Genomic DNA, 16330 nt, shown 5'->3' on the forward strand with positions numbered 1-16330 from the left:
AAGAGGGGATGCGAATGGCAAATGCGGTTGTCTTTGAACGCGTGCGCAAATCTTACGGCTCGACGACCGTGATCCCGAATCTCAATCTGGAGATTCCCGAGGGGAGCATTACGGTGCTGGTCGGACCATCCGGCTGCGGCAAGACCACCACGATGAAAATGATCAACCGGCTGATTTCGCCGACATCGGGAACCATTACCATCGGCGGCAGGAATTCGGCGGAGATCGATCCTGTCGCGCTGAGGCGGAACATCGGCTACGTGATCCAGCAGGTCGGGCTGTTCCCCCATCTGACCATCGCGGAAAATATTTCGCTGGTGCCCAGACTGCAAGGGGGCAAACAGTCCATCGACCACAAAAAGGTTGATCGCCTGCTCCATATGGTCGGACTGGACCCCGAGCGGTACCGCGACAGATACCCGTCCGAGCTCTCCGGGGGCCAGCAGCAGCGGGTAGGCGTGGCCCGGGCGCTGATGAGCGATCCGCCGATCATTCTGATGGATGAGCCCTTTTCGGCTCTCGATCCGGTTACCCGGGAGCAGCTGCAGGATGAGCTGATCCGGCTCAACCAGGAGCTGAACAAAACAGTCGTTTTTGTCACCCATGACATGGACGAAGCGCTGAAAATCGCCGACCAGATCGTGGTCATGCAAAACGGGAACGTCATTCAGCAAGGGACGCCCGACCAGATACTGCGCCATCCGGTCAATGATTTCGTCCGGGAGTTCATCGGGGAAAAACGGCTGCAATCCCATCTCGGACAGCTTGTCCAGGACGTAATGGTCGCGCAGCCGGTCACCGTCTTTCCGGGGAGAGGGCTGGCGGAGGCCGTTCAAATCATGCACCGAAAGCGGGTTACCGGGCTGATCGTTGTCGACAAGCATGGAAAGTATTTGGGCATGGCGGATACGGCAGATATCCACAAGCGCTACCCGGATGAATCGCTGGCCATCCGCGACGTGATGCGGACAGACACCATGACGCTTGCACCGGACAGCCCGCTCGTGGATGCCATCGGCTACGTGCAGGAAGCGCCGTACGGGTATGTGCCGGTCGTCCGCAAAGACGGAACGTTGGCAGGCTTGTTGACAAGGGCCAGTCTGGTCGATGTATTGGCACGGCCTTATCTGGAGCAGGAAAGGAGCGAGGCGCTATGAGTGAAGTTTTTTCCGTAATGGCAGACCGTTGGCCGGATATTGTGCAGGCGTCATGGGAGCACATCGTTTTGTCTGTCGTCGCGTTGTTCTGGGCGATTGTCGTTGCGGTGCCTACAGGCATTTTGTTGACCCGGTACCGGAAGCTCGCGGGTCCGGTGCTGGCCGTGATCTCGGTCTTCCAGACGATTCCCAGCCTGGCGCTGCTTGGATTTATGATTCCGCTGTTCGGCATCGGTCCGATTCCGGCCGTGATCGCGATGGTCATTTACGCGCTGCTGCCCATCGTGCGAAATACGTACACCGGCATTTTGGACGTCGATTCCTCGCTGCTGGAAGCGGGGCGCGGCATGGGGATGACCAAAGGCCAGATGCTGCGGATCGTCGAGCTTCCGCTGGCCCGCCCCGTCATCTTTGCCGGGATTCGCACGGCCACCGTGATGACGATCGGGGTGGCGACTCTCGCAGCGTTTATCGGCGCGGGAGGCTTGGGCGACCTGATCCTTCGCGGCATTGCCATGGTGGACACGGGCATTATCCTGGCAGGAGCGGTCCCGGCTGCATTGCTGGCTGTCTTGTTTGACCTTATTCTGGCTTGGGTGGATTGGCGAGTGACGCCAAAGGGGCTTCGCATCCGCCACTCGCGATAGGCTCGCTTTTTAGGAAGCTGATTTTCAAAAAGTTGAATGCATCAGGCTTTTTGAGATTTTGCAAATAAATTCTAATCATTGAAAGGGGAGGATTTTGTGAGGGCAGGATGGCTGAGGAAAGTTGGAATGGGTGTACTGGCATTGTCAATGATAGCGGTGACGGGCTGCTCGGTTCTGACCGGTACAAAAGCGTCTGACCGGGTGACTGTGGTCGGGAAAAATTTCTCGGAACAAGACATACTGGCGAATCTCGTGGGAATCATGCTGGAGAAAAATACGGACCTAAAGGTCGAGACAAAACCGTTTTTAGGCGGGACCGATGTAGCCTTTAACGCGGTCAAAGGCGGCAGCGCCGACCTGTATGTGGAGTATACGGGAACAGGTCTGGTCAATATCATGGGGCAGGAAGCGATGAAGGATCCCCAGCAGGTTTACGATAAAGTCAAGACCGATTTTGCGGAAACATACAAGCTGGAATGGCTGGAACCGATCGGGTTTAACAACACATACGCCTTGGCGGTGACGAAAGAGACAGCCGACAAATACAAGCTGAAAACGATCTCTGATCTCATCCCGCATGCGGCCGAGCTTACGTTTGGGACGGAGCAGGAGTTTCTCGAACGCTCGGACGGCTTGAAAGGCCTGGAAAAAACGTATGGCCTGAAATTCAAAGGTACGAAATCAATGGACGCCGGTCTTAAATATAAAGCGATCAGCGAGGGGAACGTGGATATCATCGATGCCTTCTCGACAGACGGTCAACTGGTGAAGCACGATTTGGTCATTCTGGAGGACGACAAGCATTTCTTCCCGCCGTACTACGCTGCGCCGCTGGTGCGCCAGGATACGCTGGAGAAGCACCCGCAGATCAGGGAAGTGCTAAACAAGCTGGCCGGGAAGATTGACGACAAAGAGATGGCGATGCTCAACGCGCAGGTGGATGTAGACAAGAAGAAAGCGCGGGATGTTGCGGAGGCCTGGCTGAAGGAGCAGGGGCTGATTCCTTAAACCAAGGGAATCGTATTGTTTTGGCTCCTTAAAGCGGCTGGGGTGGGGAGAAGCCTGTTTCCAGGCTCCGCTCCGGTCTACGTCCTGCATGGAAGCGGAGACTGTCCGCTCCGCAATGACCCCGAGGGAATCGCAAAACGGCGCGCAGCTTCGCAGATTATTCATAGGTTGCGATTCTGTTTCCTCGGGATCACTGCTCCGCTGAGCGGGACTCCGCTAGTCGCTCCGCCTGGAAACAGGCTTCTCCGGCGAGCAGAACTGCTGCCTCCGGCATGAAAAGCGTGCGGGAGATTTTCAGGTTGTCCAAGGCTCATGACAAGCTTTGTAAAAGGATGACAAGGGATTCTTTCGCCATAAACGAAAGCCCTGTTTGTAAGCAAGTGTTCTTGCAAAGCCGTTCGGGTATATGCTCGAACGGTTTCTTTACGGTTTTTTGATGGAAACCAACAGCTGTAGAGATGAAAAAGGAGAAAACGGCGAAGGTCTTTGGGACACCGCCCAGGCGGAATGGGAAAAGCAAAACACGCCTTTAGCGTCCAACTCTGAGACGCTTCCTCGGGTAGACTGCTTTTGGACGCGGTTTTGCTTTTGGAATGGAGCCGGACAGTCCAGCTCCCTCGCAGTGTCCCACCGAACCTGGAGCCGTTTTCTCCTTTTTCATCTCCTCCCCCACAGCCTGTCCATCCACCGAAGAAGGAAAGCGGCTGCGGTGGGGAGAAGCCTGTTTCCAGGCTCCGCTCCGGTCTTCGTCCCGCATGGAAGCGGAGACTGTCCGCTCCGCAATGATCCCGAGGGAATCGCAAAACGGCGCGCAGCTTCGCAGATTATTCATAGGTTGCGATTCTGTTTCCCCGGGATCATTGCTCCGCTAGGCTGGACTTCGCTAGTCGCTCCGCCTGGAAACAGGCTTCTCCGGCGAGCAGAACTGCTGCCTCCGGCATGAAAAAGCGTGCGGGAGGTTTTCAGGTTGTCCAAGGGTCATGGCAAGCCATCTAAGAAGGATGACAAGGGATTCTTTCGCCATAAAAACGAAAGCCCTCTTTGTAAGCAAGTGTTCTTGCAAAGCCGTTCGGGTGTATGCCCGAACGGCTTCTTTACGGTTTTTTGATGGAAACCAACAGCTGTAGAGATGAAAAAGGAGAAAACGGCGAAGGTCTTTGGGACACCGCCCAGGCGGAATGGAAAAAGCAAAACACGCTTTTAGCGTCCAACTCTGAGACGCTTCTTCGGATAGACTGCTTTTGGACGCGGTTTTGCTTTTGGAATGGAGCCGGACAGTCCAGCTCCCTCGCAGTGTCCCACCGAACCTGGAGCCGTTTTCTCCTTTTTCATCTCCTCCCCCACAGCCTGTCCATCCACCGAAGAAGGAAAGCGGCTGCGGTGGGGAGAAGCCTGTTTCCAGGCTCCGCTCCGGTCTTCGTCCTGCTACTGTCGCATCACATGCTTCGGCCATTTCCCTTGTTCATCATGTCCCGGATGATCGCGATCGCTTCTTCCCGGGTTTCCCGATTCAGCTTTTTGTAGATGGCGCTGACATAGTTTTTGACGGTTCCCATCGAAAGAAAGAGGGCCTGGGAGAGCTGCTGATTATCGGCGCCTGTCGAAAGCCACTCCGCCACCTCGCGCTCGCGCGGCGAAAACAGGCCATGCGACCAGTCGCGATTGGCTGAGAGGATGGGGGGGACCTTGGCCAGGCGGGCAGACAGCGCCGCCGAGATCGAGGCGGGCAGAACGAGCTGATTTTTGTGGCACTGCTTGATCGCGGTGATGAGCAGGGGTGTTTCGACATCCTTCATCAGATAGCCGGAGGCTCCGAGGATCAGCGCTTCGATCACCAGATGCTCCTCCTGCAGGCCAGTCAGCACCATGATTTTGACGGACGGGATCAGCTGTTTCAGTTCTCTGGTGGCAGAGATGCCGTCCATGACAGGCAAATGGATGTCCATCAGCACAATATCCGGGTGCCAGTCGGCAGCGAGGCGAACGGCTTCTTGTCCGTTCACGGCTGTAGCCACCACCTCCAGCTCAGGCTCCGCAGAAAGCAGGATACGCAAGCCTTCCCGGATGATCGGTTGATCTTCGACGATAAGGATTCGGATCGGAGTCATCGTTACGTCACCTCATTGGAAGCTGGAAGGGGAATGGTTATGTGCAGCTGCACGCCGTGATCGGGGGCGTTTTCCACCTTGAGAATGCCGCCTGCCTCGACGACTCGCTCTCTCATGGAGGTGAGGCCAAAGCCGAAGGTAATCGGCCCCTTCACCCCAATGCCGTCGTCAGTAAGCAGAAAGACCACGTGCCCATTCTCAATGGTAATCGACAGGCGAAAGCATCTGCTTTGTCCATGGCGGATGCCGTTCGTCAACCCTTCCTGCAAGGCGCGGTACAGGATCATTTCCAGCCGCGGGCCTAGCGGAGGCAGATCAGGGGAAATGTCCGCGTGGATGATAACACCCGTTTGCATGCAGGTCTCGGTCAAGAGCGCTTCCAGACTGGGGATGAATTGCCAAAAGGTGTGGCGCTCGGAGAAGAGGTGGACAGTTTGGCGGGCCTCCGCCAACCCTTTTTGCAAATGGTTTTCCACCATACCGAGCATTTTGGCGGCAGCTTGCTGATCGTGCTGAAGGGTGTGAATCCCCGCCCGCAAACCGATCAACGCTGTCGTCAAGGTGTGGCCGACTGTATCGTGGATTTCCCGGGAGACGCGTGTGCGCTCGCGCAGCAGAATGTTTTCCTCCAGCTCCAGCGCGGCTTGATGAAGCCGTTCGTTGGCGGCGGTCAGCTGCTGTTTTTGGTCGAGCATGCGCTTGGCGAAATGGCCGAGCAAAGCGATCGCTAAATACTCCAGAGAGCGGGGAACCACATAAGAGATAGCGGAGAACGGAGGAAAGTCCTCGTGGATCCAGCGCCCAAGGCCAAAGGCGAGGACGCAGGCCAGTGCGAAACCGATGCTGAAGCGGGCAGAACGTGAAAAGGACGTCTCTCCAAGCAAAACAAACAAAAATATTTGCGAGACAAACGAGTTGTCCCCGATGTTCATGGCAAAGCCAAGCAAAGACTGGGCGATGATAAACCAGAGGCCCCAGGTGCTCGCAAGGGAAATCGGCCAGATGAAGTTGCGCAGGATCGACAGCAGGAGGAACAGGATTGCCGCGCCAAATAACCAGAAGGGGCCATCTGGATTATTCACGATCAACATAAGCAGCGCGATTATCAGGAAAATGGTTGTGACCGTGTCTAAAAGCAGTTCTGTTTTACGGTCCACCCCTGCATCTCTCCTGTTCATGCTAGATTTTTCCTCCATTATATCGGAAAACTGGCAGCAGTGGATAAGGGATGTAAGGAAAGCGACAGAAGGAATTTCGCGAAAGGTAAGAGAAGTTAGAAAGTTAGAGCAATGAGCAGTAGAGAGAGGAGAAAAAAGATGACAGCACATTCGGCAGGAAAGACGATCGGGTTTATCGGAATCGGAGTGATGGGCAAAAGCATGGCAGCCCATTTGATGAAGGCCGGGTATGAGGTGCTCGTGTACAACCGCACCAAGCAAAAAGCGGAAGAGCTGTTGGCGCAAGGCGCCGTATGGAAGGATCGGGTAGCGGAGCTGGCGGCTGAGGCGGATGTCATTATCACGATGGTCGGGTATCCAAAGGACGTGGAGGAAGTCTACCTCGGACAAGCGGGGATCGTCGCCCATGCGAAGCCGGGCAGCTACCTGATCGATATGACGACATCCAAACCGTCCCTGGCGCAGAAGATTTATGAGGAAGCCAAAAAGCGTTCCCTGCATTCCCTAGATGCGCCGGTCTCCGGCGGTGACGTGGGAGCGAGAGAGGCACGGCTTACCATCATGGTGGGCGGTGACACGGAGACGTTTGAAGCGATGGAGCCGACCTTCAAGCTGATGGGAACCAACGTCATCCTGCAGGGAGGCCCCGGTGCCGGCCAGCATACGAAGATGTCCAATCAAATCGCGATCGCATCCAATATGATCGGCGTGTGCGAAGCCATCGCGTATGCCAAAAAAGCGGGGCTTGATCCGGTAACCGTGCTGAAGAGCATCGAGGCTGGGGCAGCGGGCAGCTGGTCCCTCAGCAATCTGGCGCCACGGATGATCGCCGGGAACTTTGCCCCCGGTTTCTATATCAAGCACATTATCAAGGACATGTCGATCGCCCTGGAGGCCGCGAAAGAAATGGGCCTGGCCACGCCTGGCCTCGAGCTTTCCCTCTCGCTTTACCAGGGGCTGGCGGCGCAGGGCCTGGAAGACAACGGCACGCAGGCGCTGATCAAATGGTACGACAAGCATTTCGGCGAGAATGCGTAAGGTTTGCTGCCAAAAACCATTGCGAAATAGACGAAGGAAAGAGGTCCCAAAGTCTTATCAGACGGAGGGACCCTTTTTTGTTCTTCATTATAATGAACGCAGATTGACAGAGAGCCCGTACCAGAGTTACACTCAACATGAATATAAAATAAAATTATTCATATATTCAAAACAGGAGGAACCCATGGCGAAAAAATTTTCAGAAGAGGAAAAGGCAGTCATTCGCGACAGGCTGATAGAACAGGCGCGGCATTGTTTCTCCACGCTGGGATTGAAAAAGACGAGCGTCGCTGATTTGACGGGCGCAGCGGGAATCGCCCAGGGATCTTTTTACCTCTTTTTCGAGTCAAAAGAAGAGCTCTATCTGGAAATCCTGCAGCAGGAGGAAAAAGAGATTCATCAGCAGCTGATCGAACGGTACTTGTCGGCAGGGAGCATTACCCGGGAAACATTTCGCCTGTTTTTGCGGGAGGCTTTTGACGTCATGGAAAAAAAACCGCTCTTGCGTCAGCTGCACGATGAGGAGACAATGAACATTCTGCTGCGGAAATGGCCCAAGGAGAAGCTGGAGGAGCTGTTCGAAAGCGACGCTCACTCATTTGGTCCGGTGATCAGCCGCTTGCAGGAAACTGGAGAAATGTCCCAAGAGTACGATCCGAATGTCGTCATCAGCCTGATACGATCCGTCATGCTGCTCGCTTTGCACAAAAAGCAGATCGGGGAGGCGATGTTCGCTCCGACGATCGATCTTTTGGCCCAATTGTTGGCAAATGGCCTGATTCGCGCAGGAGGAGATACCGATGATCGAGGTTGAACAGTTGTCATACCGCTATCCGGGTAGCCGGAATGACACTCTCCAGAACATTTCCTTTGCGATTGAACGAGGGGAAATATTCGGTTTTCTCGGCCCGTCGGGAGCGGGAAAAAGCACGCTGCAAAAAATATTGATCGGCATGCTGAGGCAGTTTCAGGGGCGGGTATCGGTGATGGGCGAGGAGCTCAGCCGCACCGGGTCCGACTTCTATCAGCGCATCGGGGTTGCCTTTGAGTTTCCCAATTTTTACGGCCGGTTTACCGCTCTGGAAAATCTGCAGCTGTTTCATTCACTGTACGCCGGAAAAACGAAGGCTCCCCTAGAGATGCTCCGGGAGGTTGGGCTAGAAGAGCACCAACATACGCGAGTGTCCGATTTTTCAAAAGGAATGAAAATGCGGCTCAACCTGTGCAGGGCGCTGCTGCACGATCCTGAGCTGCTGTTTCTCGATGAACCGACCTCCGGCCTGGACCCGGTCAACGCAAAAATGGTGAAAAGGCTGATTCTCGCCGGGAAGACTGCCGGGAAAACCGTCCTGATCACGACACATAACATGCAGGCGGCAGACGAGCTCTGCGACCGGATCGCTTTTGTCGTTGACGGAAGGATCGTGCTGATAGATACGCCGCGAAACTTGAAGCTAAAGCACGGGGCGAGGAAGCTGCAGGTGGAGTATATTCAGGCCGGGAAGGTGCACAACAGCGAATTTCCGCTGGAGGGGATCGGACATGACCAGCATTTCCTGCAAATATTGCGGCATCGGCAAGTAGAGACAATCCATACAGCGGAGGCCACGCTGGAGGACGTGTTTGTGGAAACGACGGGGAGGAGCTTGACATGAGGTGGCTGCAAGCCTTTCGCTACGATGTCAAGATGCAGTGGAGGCAAGGATTTTATCTGATTTATGCTATTGTCTCCGCGATCTACGTCCTGCTGCTCCGCCAGCTTCCCGGAGAGAGCCGGGAGACGGCGGCGCTGCTGCTTACGTTTTCCGACCCGAGCGTTTTGGGCTTTTATTTTATCGGCGGGCTGGTCCTCTTGGAAAAGGCCCTGGATTTGTTCGGTCCGTTGTTTGTGACGCCGTACACCCCGAGACAGTACATTTGGGCCAAGACGCTTTCTCTGACGCTCCTGTCGGTGACGGCCGCTTTGGTGATCCATTTGGGCGTGTTCGGCTGGGGAGAGGGGTTGGCTGATTTCTGCGCGGGAGCAGCGTTGACATCAGTCTTCTTTACGATGATGGGAATGGGCTTTGCGATCTATTGCCGCAGCATGAACGGGTTCTTTTTTCTCGGCACGCTCGGTACGATTCTGTTTATTTCGCCGATATTGGAAGCGGCGGGAGTCGGGACTGCTCCGTTTTTTGCCTTTCTCCCCGCAAAAGCGGGACTTGTGCTGCTCGCGGCACCCTCCGACCCGCCGGGCTGGGGTGAGCGTCTGGCAGCGGTTGTCATGCTAGTTCTTTGGATTTTGCTTGCAGAGTTGTGGGTTCGCCACGCCTTTCGCAGACGGATGCTGGCTGTCGGAGGGGGGCGGATGACGTGAACCACGTCTGGCAATTGGCCAAAGCCGACGGAAAGCATCTCATGCGCGATCCAATGCTGGCTCTTTCGGTAGCTGCCCCGATCCTTTTGCTTGCCGTGCTGCGGTTCGGCTTCCCGCTTCTGAGCGAGACCGTTCGGGATAGAGCCGGTATCGACGTGAACGTATACAGCGACTTCCTCCTGGCAAACGCGCTGCTGCTTGTGGCTCTGATGGAGGGGATTCTCGCTGGACTTCTGATGCTGGATGAACGGGATGAGAACATGCTTGCCTATTATTCGGTTACGCCTTTGACCAAACAAGGCTATCTCGCTTACAGGCTGGCCGTTCCCTTTCTCTTGAGCGGCGTCGGTGCGGCTGCGGTGCTGTGGGGCAGCGGTCTGCACGCCGGGACATTTTGGGAAAGCGCGCCTGGACTGGCTCTGGTTGCGCTGGAAGGCCCCTTGTACGGGCTAGCGATGGCCGCTCTCGCCGCGAACAAGGTGGAGGGGCTCGCTTGGTCCAAGGCGATCGGCGTAAGTGTACTAATCCCGGCCGCTTCGCTGTTTTTACCCGGGGCTTGGGGATGGATTTGTGCGGTATTTCCCACCTTTTGGCCCGTGCAAACCTTTTTGAGAGCGGCAACCCAGCTACAAGCAGCGAGTACGCCGAGGGCTGCAGCTGTTTTTTCCGTGCTCTTTTCAGCGGGACTTCTTTACCACTTGTTATTGCTTTGGATAGGTTATCTGGCCTTTCTTCGCAGGGCTGGGTAAAAGCGGGATCGAAAGCCAGCGACAAACCTTCATTCCCAGTGCAACATTATTCCTCCGCCAGCGTCAAAGATAGACCCACATTTTGCTGATAAGTCAGGAGGACAACATCTGTGAAAACACGCATCGCTGCACTTTGCGCGGCTGCCGCGCTCAGCTGGAATGCATGGTCCGTACCCGGGCAAGCGGCCGGCTTCGCTTCGGTTCAGCCCTACATCACCGACTACAAAATCGGATTTACAAATGGACAAGCGCTGGTCACCAAGGCTGTCTATGAGGAATTTTCCAAAGTTGGCGCCTATTACACAGTAGTGAAAAACGGGAAGAAGGGAATTCTCGATGCCCGCACCGGACAGGAGCTGACTCCGCCGATCTGGGACGATGTGGAAATACCCGAACAGAAACAGATCGCCGTGGTCCGCAATGGCGGTTGGTTTCAATATATCGATCTTTCCAAAAGGAGCGTCTCCAAAAGCAAGTACGCGGGAGCACACACCTTCTTTTTGTCACCGGCCTATCCGGGCGTCATTTTGATGCAAGGCCAGAACTCGATGCTGCTCGATCCGTCCGGCCGAACTCTGATTGCGCCGTTCGCGGGAAAAATCGAGTTCGCCGATCTGGCGAAGCCGGGGAAGAGCGGCGAGGAAGAAACGATCAGGTATTTGGTCACCACTGGTGCAAAACAGCTCACGGTCTATGACCCGAATACCTTGAAGCCGATCTTTTCTCTGCCGAAGGCGACCATGGCTCCAGGGGACGGGAACAAAATGGCCTATTTCAAGGTGTCGGTCGGCGGCAAGTACGGCCTCGTCGATGGAAACGGGAAATACGTCCTGGAGCCGCGATACACGAGCATTCAAATGATGGGAAACAGCGGTTTTATCCGCGTGCAAAACGAAAAGGGAAGCGGCTTGTGGAAGGACGGGCGGATGGTTGCCGAGCCGAGCTTTGCCGAAGTGAGGGTCGAGCATGACATGCCGGACGGTTATGTGGTGCTCGACGGGGATCTGGAGACGTACCACTCCATCTCTACCGGCACTTCCTTTTCGTTGAAAAAAGGGGCCAAGTATTTGCATGACGGCTACATTCTGGGACAGGACCCGACGACCTCCCGATACGGCGTGAAACGCATCGGCGGAGAAACGGTGGTGCCGTTTGCATATCCGCGCCTGGAAGGGGTACCGGCGATGTGGCTGCTGGTCCGCTCCGACGGGAAAAAGGGCATCCTGCGCGCGGCGTGGGGAAAGCCGGTGGAGGAACCGGATGCCTGGTTTGATGCGGTGACGACGCTCGGGGGCTACGATCTTGTCAGTGTGACGGACGGGAACAAGACCGGCCTCTATTCGCAGCAAAAAGGGCTTCTCGTCCCGCCACAATCAGGCACGGTCGTCCGCTATGATCCAAAATTCGGGCGCGTTCTGGTCGAGGGCCCGGACGGATCGACGCGCGAATATCGCTCCGACGGTACTTCGCAAGACCCGGCCCAGCCCAAGCCACATCGGCTGACGGATGCTCTTTCCTTCATATACAAGCCTGGTGAAGGAGTCTTCATCGTGGATGCGGCAAGCGGCAAGCCGATCAGCAGTCAGGCTTATCAGGGGGTCAATGTCGCTGCTGACGGAAAAATCGTCGTGGCCTTCGGCGTCGGGGAAGCCGACCTGTACACGGCGGAGGGAACGCTGCTGACAACAGACGTAAAGCTTCCGGCCATGAATCCGTCTCAGGAGGGGCCCCCGGTCACTCTCTTTCCGGCGGGAGAGGACATCTACGCAGTCGGAATGAAAAAAGGGCAACACGAGCAGGCGCTGCTTCGCGTAGCAGGCGGGGCCGTAGAGGCGTTGACTGCCTTTGCGTATCGAGGCATTTCGATCCAGCCATGGGGAGACCGGCAGCTGATCGCGCTGCAAAACACCGATGGCAGTTTTGATCTCCGGGTAATGGCGAGCGGACAGATCGCAGCCAAGCTGGAGCAGGTGCAAAACTATCGGCGGGAAGAATCGCAATCTGTTCTGTTTGTCCAGAAGTCCGGCGGTTGGGATGTCTACTCGGCCGATTTGCAGCAGCTGACCAGCGGAAGCTATGACCGGCTTGATGTATTGTCCACGTACAGCGGTGTGAACATCGTAACCTATCGGGACAAGAAAACGGGACTTTTCGGCGTATTGAACAAAAACTGGCGGACAGCCGCTCCTCCGGCTTACGAATCGATCAGGCCGACCGATCAGGTTTTTCCCATGCTGGGCGTGGAACAGCTGCCGGGGCCATTTGTCTTTACGTCCAAGGACAAGTTTGGCTATTTGGACGCGAACGGAGCTGAGCTGTTTCACACAACTCTTTTGACCAAGCGGCCGACAGTCACCTATCAAGCCGTAACCGCCCAGCCATTCCCCGCCTACCAGCAGCTGCTTCAGAGCGATCCTTTGAAGCTGGTCGATTTCGGGAAGCCGTACAGTTGGGGGCGGGGGCTGAGCAGCGAGGCGAACTTCTTTGCCAACCTGGCCCTGTATCTTGAACTGCCGGCTGGTTCGGGCAAGCGGGAGGTGCTGGCGGCACTGACCGAAAAAGGAGTTCTGCAGCCAGACCCTGCCCGCACGGGTTTCACGGAAACCGATTTTTTCACCCTGATGCATCACGTCGCCCAGGGAACGAGCAGCAAGTCGCTGACCGAGCAGCAGCTTGTTGACTGGGCGACCAAGCGAGGACTTGTACGCGAGCGGGGCGGCCATTACCAGGCAGACATCTATGCAGATTACCACCAGCTCTTTTTCCGGGAGCTGCTCAAAGTCCAGGGGGGAAAAGGCAGCTACAAAGCGAGACCTCTGTCGCTCCCAGCCCTCGATGAAACTCAGCGAAGCATGCTGAGCACACGAATCGTCGTGAACGGCCGGGCCCTCGAACAGCTCCCTGTACCGCTCCCGGGAACCGAACTGGACCGCCATCTGAACGCATTGATCCAACAATACAACAAGCATGCGGCTTCGCTGCTGCAAGCAGCGGTAAAGCAATTATAGAAAGCCAAAAATCCGTCCGGGCCATGAATGCATCGGACGGATTTTCTTTTTCATTCATTTATTCCTCCCAGGAACAGCTTTTGCGTCCAACCTCTGAGAGGCCCCCTTGAGTCGGCTGCTTTTGGACGCAGTTCCGCTTTTGAAATGGCGCCGGGAAGTTCAATCCCCGGAGCAGTGTCCCACCGTACCCTGAGCGTTTTCTCCCTGTTTCATCTCCTCCACCAAGGCCTGTACCAAGAAAAAGCTTCCTGCCTTTTCCCCCAAGAACCGCTATTTTGAAAGTTGAAAAAAGAAATTGACGATGCTATACGCGACTGTTACTATCAAATTAATAACATGGTTGGAGAAATTCGATGAGGAAAATATGGTTTCATCGCCCTTTCCATTCTATCTTTCCCCATTGGCTCCGCTAGTTTTTTCAGGTTAACCCATTATTTAATACCATCAGTGGATTAATTCCGTACTGTTGGTCCTTCCTTTCCAAACATACCATTAAGACAGAGTTGGTGATGAGAGATGAATTACAGCACATTGGTGGAAGAATACCGCGGTGGAGTGCTGGAGAATATCCACTTTGGCGTCATCTGCGGCGTAGACGAAACCGGAAAAGTAATCCTGTCTGCGGGCAGCGAAGAGCACATCACGTTTCTCCGTTCCGCTGCAAAGCCGTTCCAGGCCATTCCGGTCGCCAAACAGAAAATCGACGAAAAATTCGGGCTGACCAGCCGTGAAGCGGCCCTTTTCGCAGCTTCCCATCGCGGCGAGACGTACCATATGGAAGGGCTGGAGTCGATCCTCAAAAAGACGGGTATCTCCGAGGAAGAATTGCTGACCTGCCCGACCTACCCGCTGAATGAGGAGCCGAAGTTTGCCTGCTTGCGCGAAGGCGTGGCGAAGCGCCGCCTGTTCCACAACTGCTCCGGCAAACACCTGGGCTTTCTCGCCCTTTCCAAAGAGATGGGCTACCCGACAGACAGCTATTACGACGTTAACCACCCTGCTCAACAAAGCGCCTTGGAAGCGTTTGCTTATCTGGCTGAGTATCCAAAGGACGAGATTCGCCTTGGCGTCGACGGGTGCGGCTTCCCGGTTTTTGCCGTGCCGCTTGTGCACATTGCCAAAGCGTATTTGAAGCTGGCCTGCCCCGACCTGATCCCGGACGCGGAAACGAGAGAGGCTGTCGTGAAGATTACCGGATGGATGACGGCCAATCCCGATATAATCGCCAGCCACAACTTCGTTTGCACCTCGCTGCTAACCGATCCCAACATCGTCGCCAAAGGGGGCGCGATGGGCGTATACGGCTTCGGCTTGAAAAAAGAACGCATCAGCTTTGCCCTGAAGGTGCTGGACGGCTCCGAGCTGGTGTGGCCGCTGGTCATCGCCTCGATCCTGGAGCAAATCAACTACGAGAACAAGGACACCATTGAACGGCTGCGTGCGCTGGTGCCGAGCGAGATTAAAAACGACAACCATTTGGTAGTTGGCGAAAAACGCACGGTTTTCCGGCTGGAAAAACGCTGACAAGCAGAGGAAGTCGCTTGCGTGCAAGCCCGATGCCCGGGTGATGCCGGCATGAGGACAAGGGATGCAGAAAGGGATGGAAGAGGATGGACATTTCGGTAGGACAGCAGCGGGAGATGGAAGCGACGATCCGCCTGCTTTTCCAGGACTCGCCGACAGAGCAGCTGCCTTATGAGCTGCGCCCGCACATGAAGGCAAAGGGGGCTGTTACCTGGTTTTTTGGCCGGGCAACGGAACGGCATGAGCTCGTCGTCGGACTGGGGGAGCGCGAGCGCTTTGATCTGGAAGCATTGCGCGATGCGGCAGGCAACGCGGGACGGGCTGCAGAAAAGGAGAAGATCAGGGAAGCGTGTGTGACGTTTGAGTCGCTTGCGCCGCTGTTTGCCGCCGGACTGGACGGCAAAAGCGCCGTCACTGCCTGGACAGAGGGCTGGCTGCTCGGTACATACGCGTTTGACCGTTACCTGTCAAAGACTCAGGAACGGAGCGTGTTGAAACTGCACATCGCCTGTCCGGGTGCGGAACAGGCGGAGCAGGCGATCGAATGGGCACGCATTCGCGCACTCGGTACGAGCTTCGCCCGCGACCTGGTGAATGAACCGCCCAATCAGCTGACGCCGGTTTCTTTCGTCGAGCGGCTGCAGAACCATTTCGCTGAACGCAACGTAGAAATAACGGTTCATCGCGGCGAGTCGCTGGAGCGTCTGGAAATGGTCGGCCTGATCACGGTCGGCAAAGGCAGCGTCCACCCTCCGGCTATGGTGGAAATCCGCTACTGCACCGACCCGTCGCTGCCGCTCATGGCGCTGATCGGGAAAGGGGTCACCTTTGACATGGGCGGCATGAACGTCAAGGGAGGCCGGGATATCAGCGACGCCCGCATGGACATGGGCGGCGCGGCAGCTGTCGCGGGGGCGCTGGACATCCTCACTCGCGCAAAAGCAAAGGCCAATCTGCTGGCGCTGCTGCCGATAGCGGAGAACGTGCCGGACGGAGGAGCCTTTTTGCCGTCGGATGTGATCCGCTACCCGAACGGCCTTTCCGTGCAAACTGCCAATACGGATGCAGAAGGGCGCCTGATTTTGGCCGACGCCCTGCTCCATGCCGACAGGCTGGGGGCAAATCGGGTGGTCGATATCGCCACGCTGACGGGGAACGTCGGGGAAGCGCTCGGCTTGAAGCTTGCGGGGATATGGGGAGATGCCGAGATGACCGCCCAGCTGCTCGCGGCAGGAGACGGCTGCGGGGACAGACTCTGGCCGATGCCGCTGGTAGACGATTACGAAGAACTGTTGAAAAGCGACTACGCCGACATGACCAACATCAGTCCGATCAGCTACGGGGGAGCGATCGTTGCCGCGCTGTTTATCCGCAGGTTCGTGGCCGCCGGCATGAAATGGGTGCACATCGACATGGCTCCCCCCGTCCAAGCCAAAGCGACCGGCGGATACAGGGTGGCGGGTGCCACTGGTTACGGGGCGAGACTGCTCGCGGACTTCGTTCTCTCGAAGTAGGCCGGCAGATGGCTCGGAAGCAGGCAAGGCGAGCATCAGC

15 protein-coding genes are annotated in these 16330 nt (G+C 56.2%); 11 read left to right on the top strand and 4 right to left on the bottom strand.

What is annotated here, in order from left to right; all coding sequences use genetic code 11:
• Positions 1–14: 14 nt before the first annotated feature.
• From Q3F21_RS00200 to Q3F21_RS00210, 3 genes are all read left to right on the top strand, one after another.
• Entirely contained in the window at positions 15–1157 is a 1143-nt protein-coding gene (locus tag Q3F21_RS00200) for a betaine/proline/choline family ABC transporter ATP-binding protein (RefSeq protein ID WP_340248887.1), read from the top strand.
• Positions 1154–1804, top strand: coding sequence for an ABC transporter permease (locus tag Q3F21_RS00205; RefSeq protein ID WP_340248889.1), 651 nt, complete (start codon positions 1154–1156; stop codon positions 1802–1804). Before Q3F21_RS00200 ends, Q3F21_RS00205 begins: the two co-directional genes overlap by 4 nt.
• Before the next feature lie 96 nt (positions 1805–1900).
• Complete coding sequence (locus Q3F21_RS00210; RefSeq protein ID WP_340248892.1) at positions 1901–2812, top strand: glycine betaine ABC transporter substrate-binding protein; 912 nt, start codon at positions 1901–1903, stop codon at positions 2810–2812.
• Between the two features lie 529 nt (positions 2813–3341).
• Here Q3F21_RS00210 and Q3F21_RS00215 read toward each other — a convergent pair.
• The 4 genes from Q3F21_RS00215 to Q3F21_RS00230 all read right to left on the bottom strand — a co-directional run bounded on the left by Q3F21_RS00215 (position 3342) and on the right by Q3F21_RS00230 (position 6077).
• A complete protein-coding gene (locus tag Q3F21_RS00215) occupies positions 3342–3644 on the bottom strand; it encodes a hypothetical protein (RefSeq protein ID WP_340248894.1) in 303 nt (100 codons plus the stop codon).
• Positions 3645–4012: 368 nt separating this feature from the next.
• Entirely contained in the window at positions 4013–4144 is a 132-nt protein-coding gene (locus Q3F21_RS00220) for a hypothetical protein (protein ID WP_340248896.1), read from the bottom strand.
• A 104-nt stretch (positions 4145–4248) separates the two neighbouring features.
• On the bottom strand, positions 4249–4920 hold the full coding sequence (locus Q3F21_RS00225; protein WP_340248898.1) for a response regulator transcription factor: 672 nt from the start codon (positions 4918–4920) through the stop codon (positions 4249–4251).
• A 2-nt stretch (positions 4921–4922) separates the two neighbouring features.
• The gene (locus Q3F21_RS00230) at positions 4923–6077 is read right to left on the bottom strand and encodes a sensor histidine kinase (RefSeq protein WP_340248901.1); all 1155 of its coding nucleotides are present in this window, start codon (positions 6075–6077) and stop codon (positions 4923–4925) included.
• A 132-nt stretch (positions 6078–6209) separates the two neighbouring features.
• Between Q3F21_RS00230 and Q3F21_RS00235 the strand changes: the two genes are divergently transcribed.
• The 8 genes from Q3F21_RS00235 (at position 6210) to Q3F21_RS00270 (ending at position 16290) form a co-directional block, all read left to right on the top strand.
• Positions 6210–7136, top strand: a complete 927-nt coding sequence (locus Q3F21_RS00235; protein WP_340248904.1) for an NAD(P)-dependent oxidoreductase — start codon at positions 6210–6212, stop codon at positions 7134–7136.
• Between the two features lie 184 nt (positions 7137–7320).
• A complete protein-coding gene (locus Q3F21_RS00240; protein ID WP_340248906.1) occupies positions 7321–7950 on the top strand; it encodes a TetR/AcrR family transcriptional regulator in 630 nt (209 codons plus the stop codon).
• Entirely contained in the window at positions 7937–8791 is an 855-nt protein-coding gene (locus Q3F21_RS00245) for an ABC transporter ATP-binding protein (protein WP_340248908.1), read from the top strand. Before Q3F21_RS00240 ends, Q3F21_RS00245 begins: the two co-directional genes overlap by 14 nt.
• Entirely contained in the window at positions 8788–9495 is a 708-nt protein-coding gene (locus tag Q3F21_RS00250; protein ID WP_340248910.1) for an ABC transporter permease, read from the top strand. Before Q3F21_RS00245 ends, Q3F21_RS00250 begins: the two co-directional genes overlap by 4 nt.
• Positions 9492–10244, top strand: a complete 753-nt coding sequence (locus Q3F21_RS00255) for a hypothetical protein (RefSeq protein ID WP_340248913.1) — start codon at positions 9492–9494, stop codon at positions 10242–10244. Before Q3F21_RS00250 ends, Q3F21_RS00255 begins: the two co-directional genes overlap by 4 nt.
• 110 nt (positions 10245–10354) lie before the next feature.
• Positions 10355–13252: a WG repeat-containing protein gene (locus Q3F21_RS00260; RefSeq protein WP_340248915.1), complete on the top strand. Its 2898-nt coding sequence runs from the start codon at positions 10355–10357 to the stop codon at positions 13250–13252.
• 516 nt (positions 13253–13768) lie between these two features.
• Positions 13769–14776 (top strand): asparaginase, encoded by a 1008-nt coding sequence (locus Q3F21_RS00265; RefSeq protein ID WP_340248918.1) that lies wholly within the window; start codon positions 13769–13771, stop codon positions 14774–14776.
• Positions 14777–14862: 86 nt separating this feature from the next.
• Positions 14863–16290, top strand: a complete 1428-nt coding sequence (locus Q3F21_RS00270; RefSeq protein ID WP_340248920.1) for a leucyl aminopeptidase family protein — start codon at positions 14863–14865, stop codon at positions 16288–16290.
• Positions 16291–16330: the final 40 nt, after the last annotated feature.

Origin of the sequence: Brevibacillus borstelensis, from assembly GCF_037834415.1 — a bacterium.
Taxonomy (GTDB): Bacteria; Bacillota; Bacilli; order Brevibacillales; family Brevibacillaceae; genus Brevibacillus; species Brevibacillus borstelensis_A.

Excerpts from the sequence above, each read along its gene's own strand:
- Q3F21_RS00200 (WP_340248887.1), top strand. The coding sequence starts at position 15 with ATGGCAAATGCGGTTGTCTTTGAACGCGTGCGCAAATCTTACGGCTCG.
- Q3F21_RS00205 (WP_340248889.1), top strand. The coding sequence starts at position 1,154 with ATGAGTGAAGTTTTTTCCGTAATGGCAGACCGTTGGCCGGATATTGTG.
- Q3F21_RS00215 (WP_340248894.1), bottom strand. The coding sequence starts at position 3,644 with ATGAATAATCTGCGAAGCTGCGCGCCGTTTTGCGATTCCCTCGGGATC.
- Q3F21_RS00220 (WP_340248896.1), bottom strand. The coding sequence starts at position 4,144 with ATGAAAAAGGAGAAAACGGCTCCAGGTTCGGTGGGACACTGCGAGGGA.
- Q3F21_RS00225 (WP_340248898.1), bottom strand. The coding sequence starts at position 4,920 with ATGACTCCGATCCGAATCCTTATCGTCGAAGATCAACCGATCATCCGG.
- Q3F21_RS00235 (WP_340248904.1), top strand. The coding sequence starts at position 6,210 with ATGAGCAGTAGAGAGAGGAGAAAAAAGATGACAGCACATTCGGCAGGA.
- Q3F21_RS00240 (WP_340248906.1), top strand. The coding sequence starts at position 7,321 with ATGGCGAAAAAATTTTCAGAAGAGGAAAAGGCAGTCATTCGCGACAGG.
- Q3F21_RS00245 (WP_340248908.1), top strand. The coding sequence starts at position 7,937 with ATGATCGAGGTTGAACAGTTGTCATACCGCTATCCGGGTAGCCGGAAT.
- Q3F21_RS00250 (WP_340248910.1), top strand. The coding sequence starts at position 8,788 with ATGAGGTGGCTGCAAGCCTTTCGCTACGATGTCAAGATGCAGTGGAGG.
- Q3F21_RS00265 (WP_340248918.1), top strand. The coding sequence starts at position 13,769 with ATGAATTACAGCACATTGGTGGAAGAATACCGCGGTGGAGTGCTGGAG.
- Q3F21_RS00270 (WP_340248920.1), top strand. The coding sequence starts at position 14,863 with ATGGACATTTCGGTAGGACAGCAGCGGGAGATGGAAGCGACGATCCGC.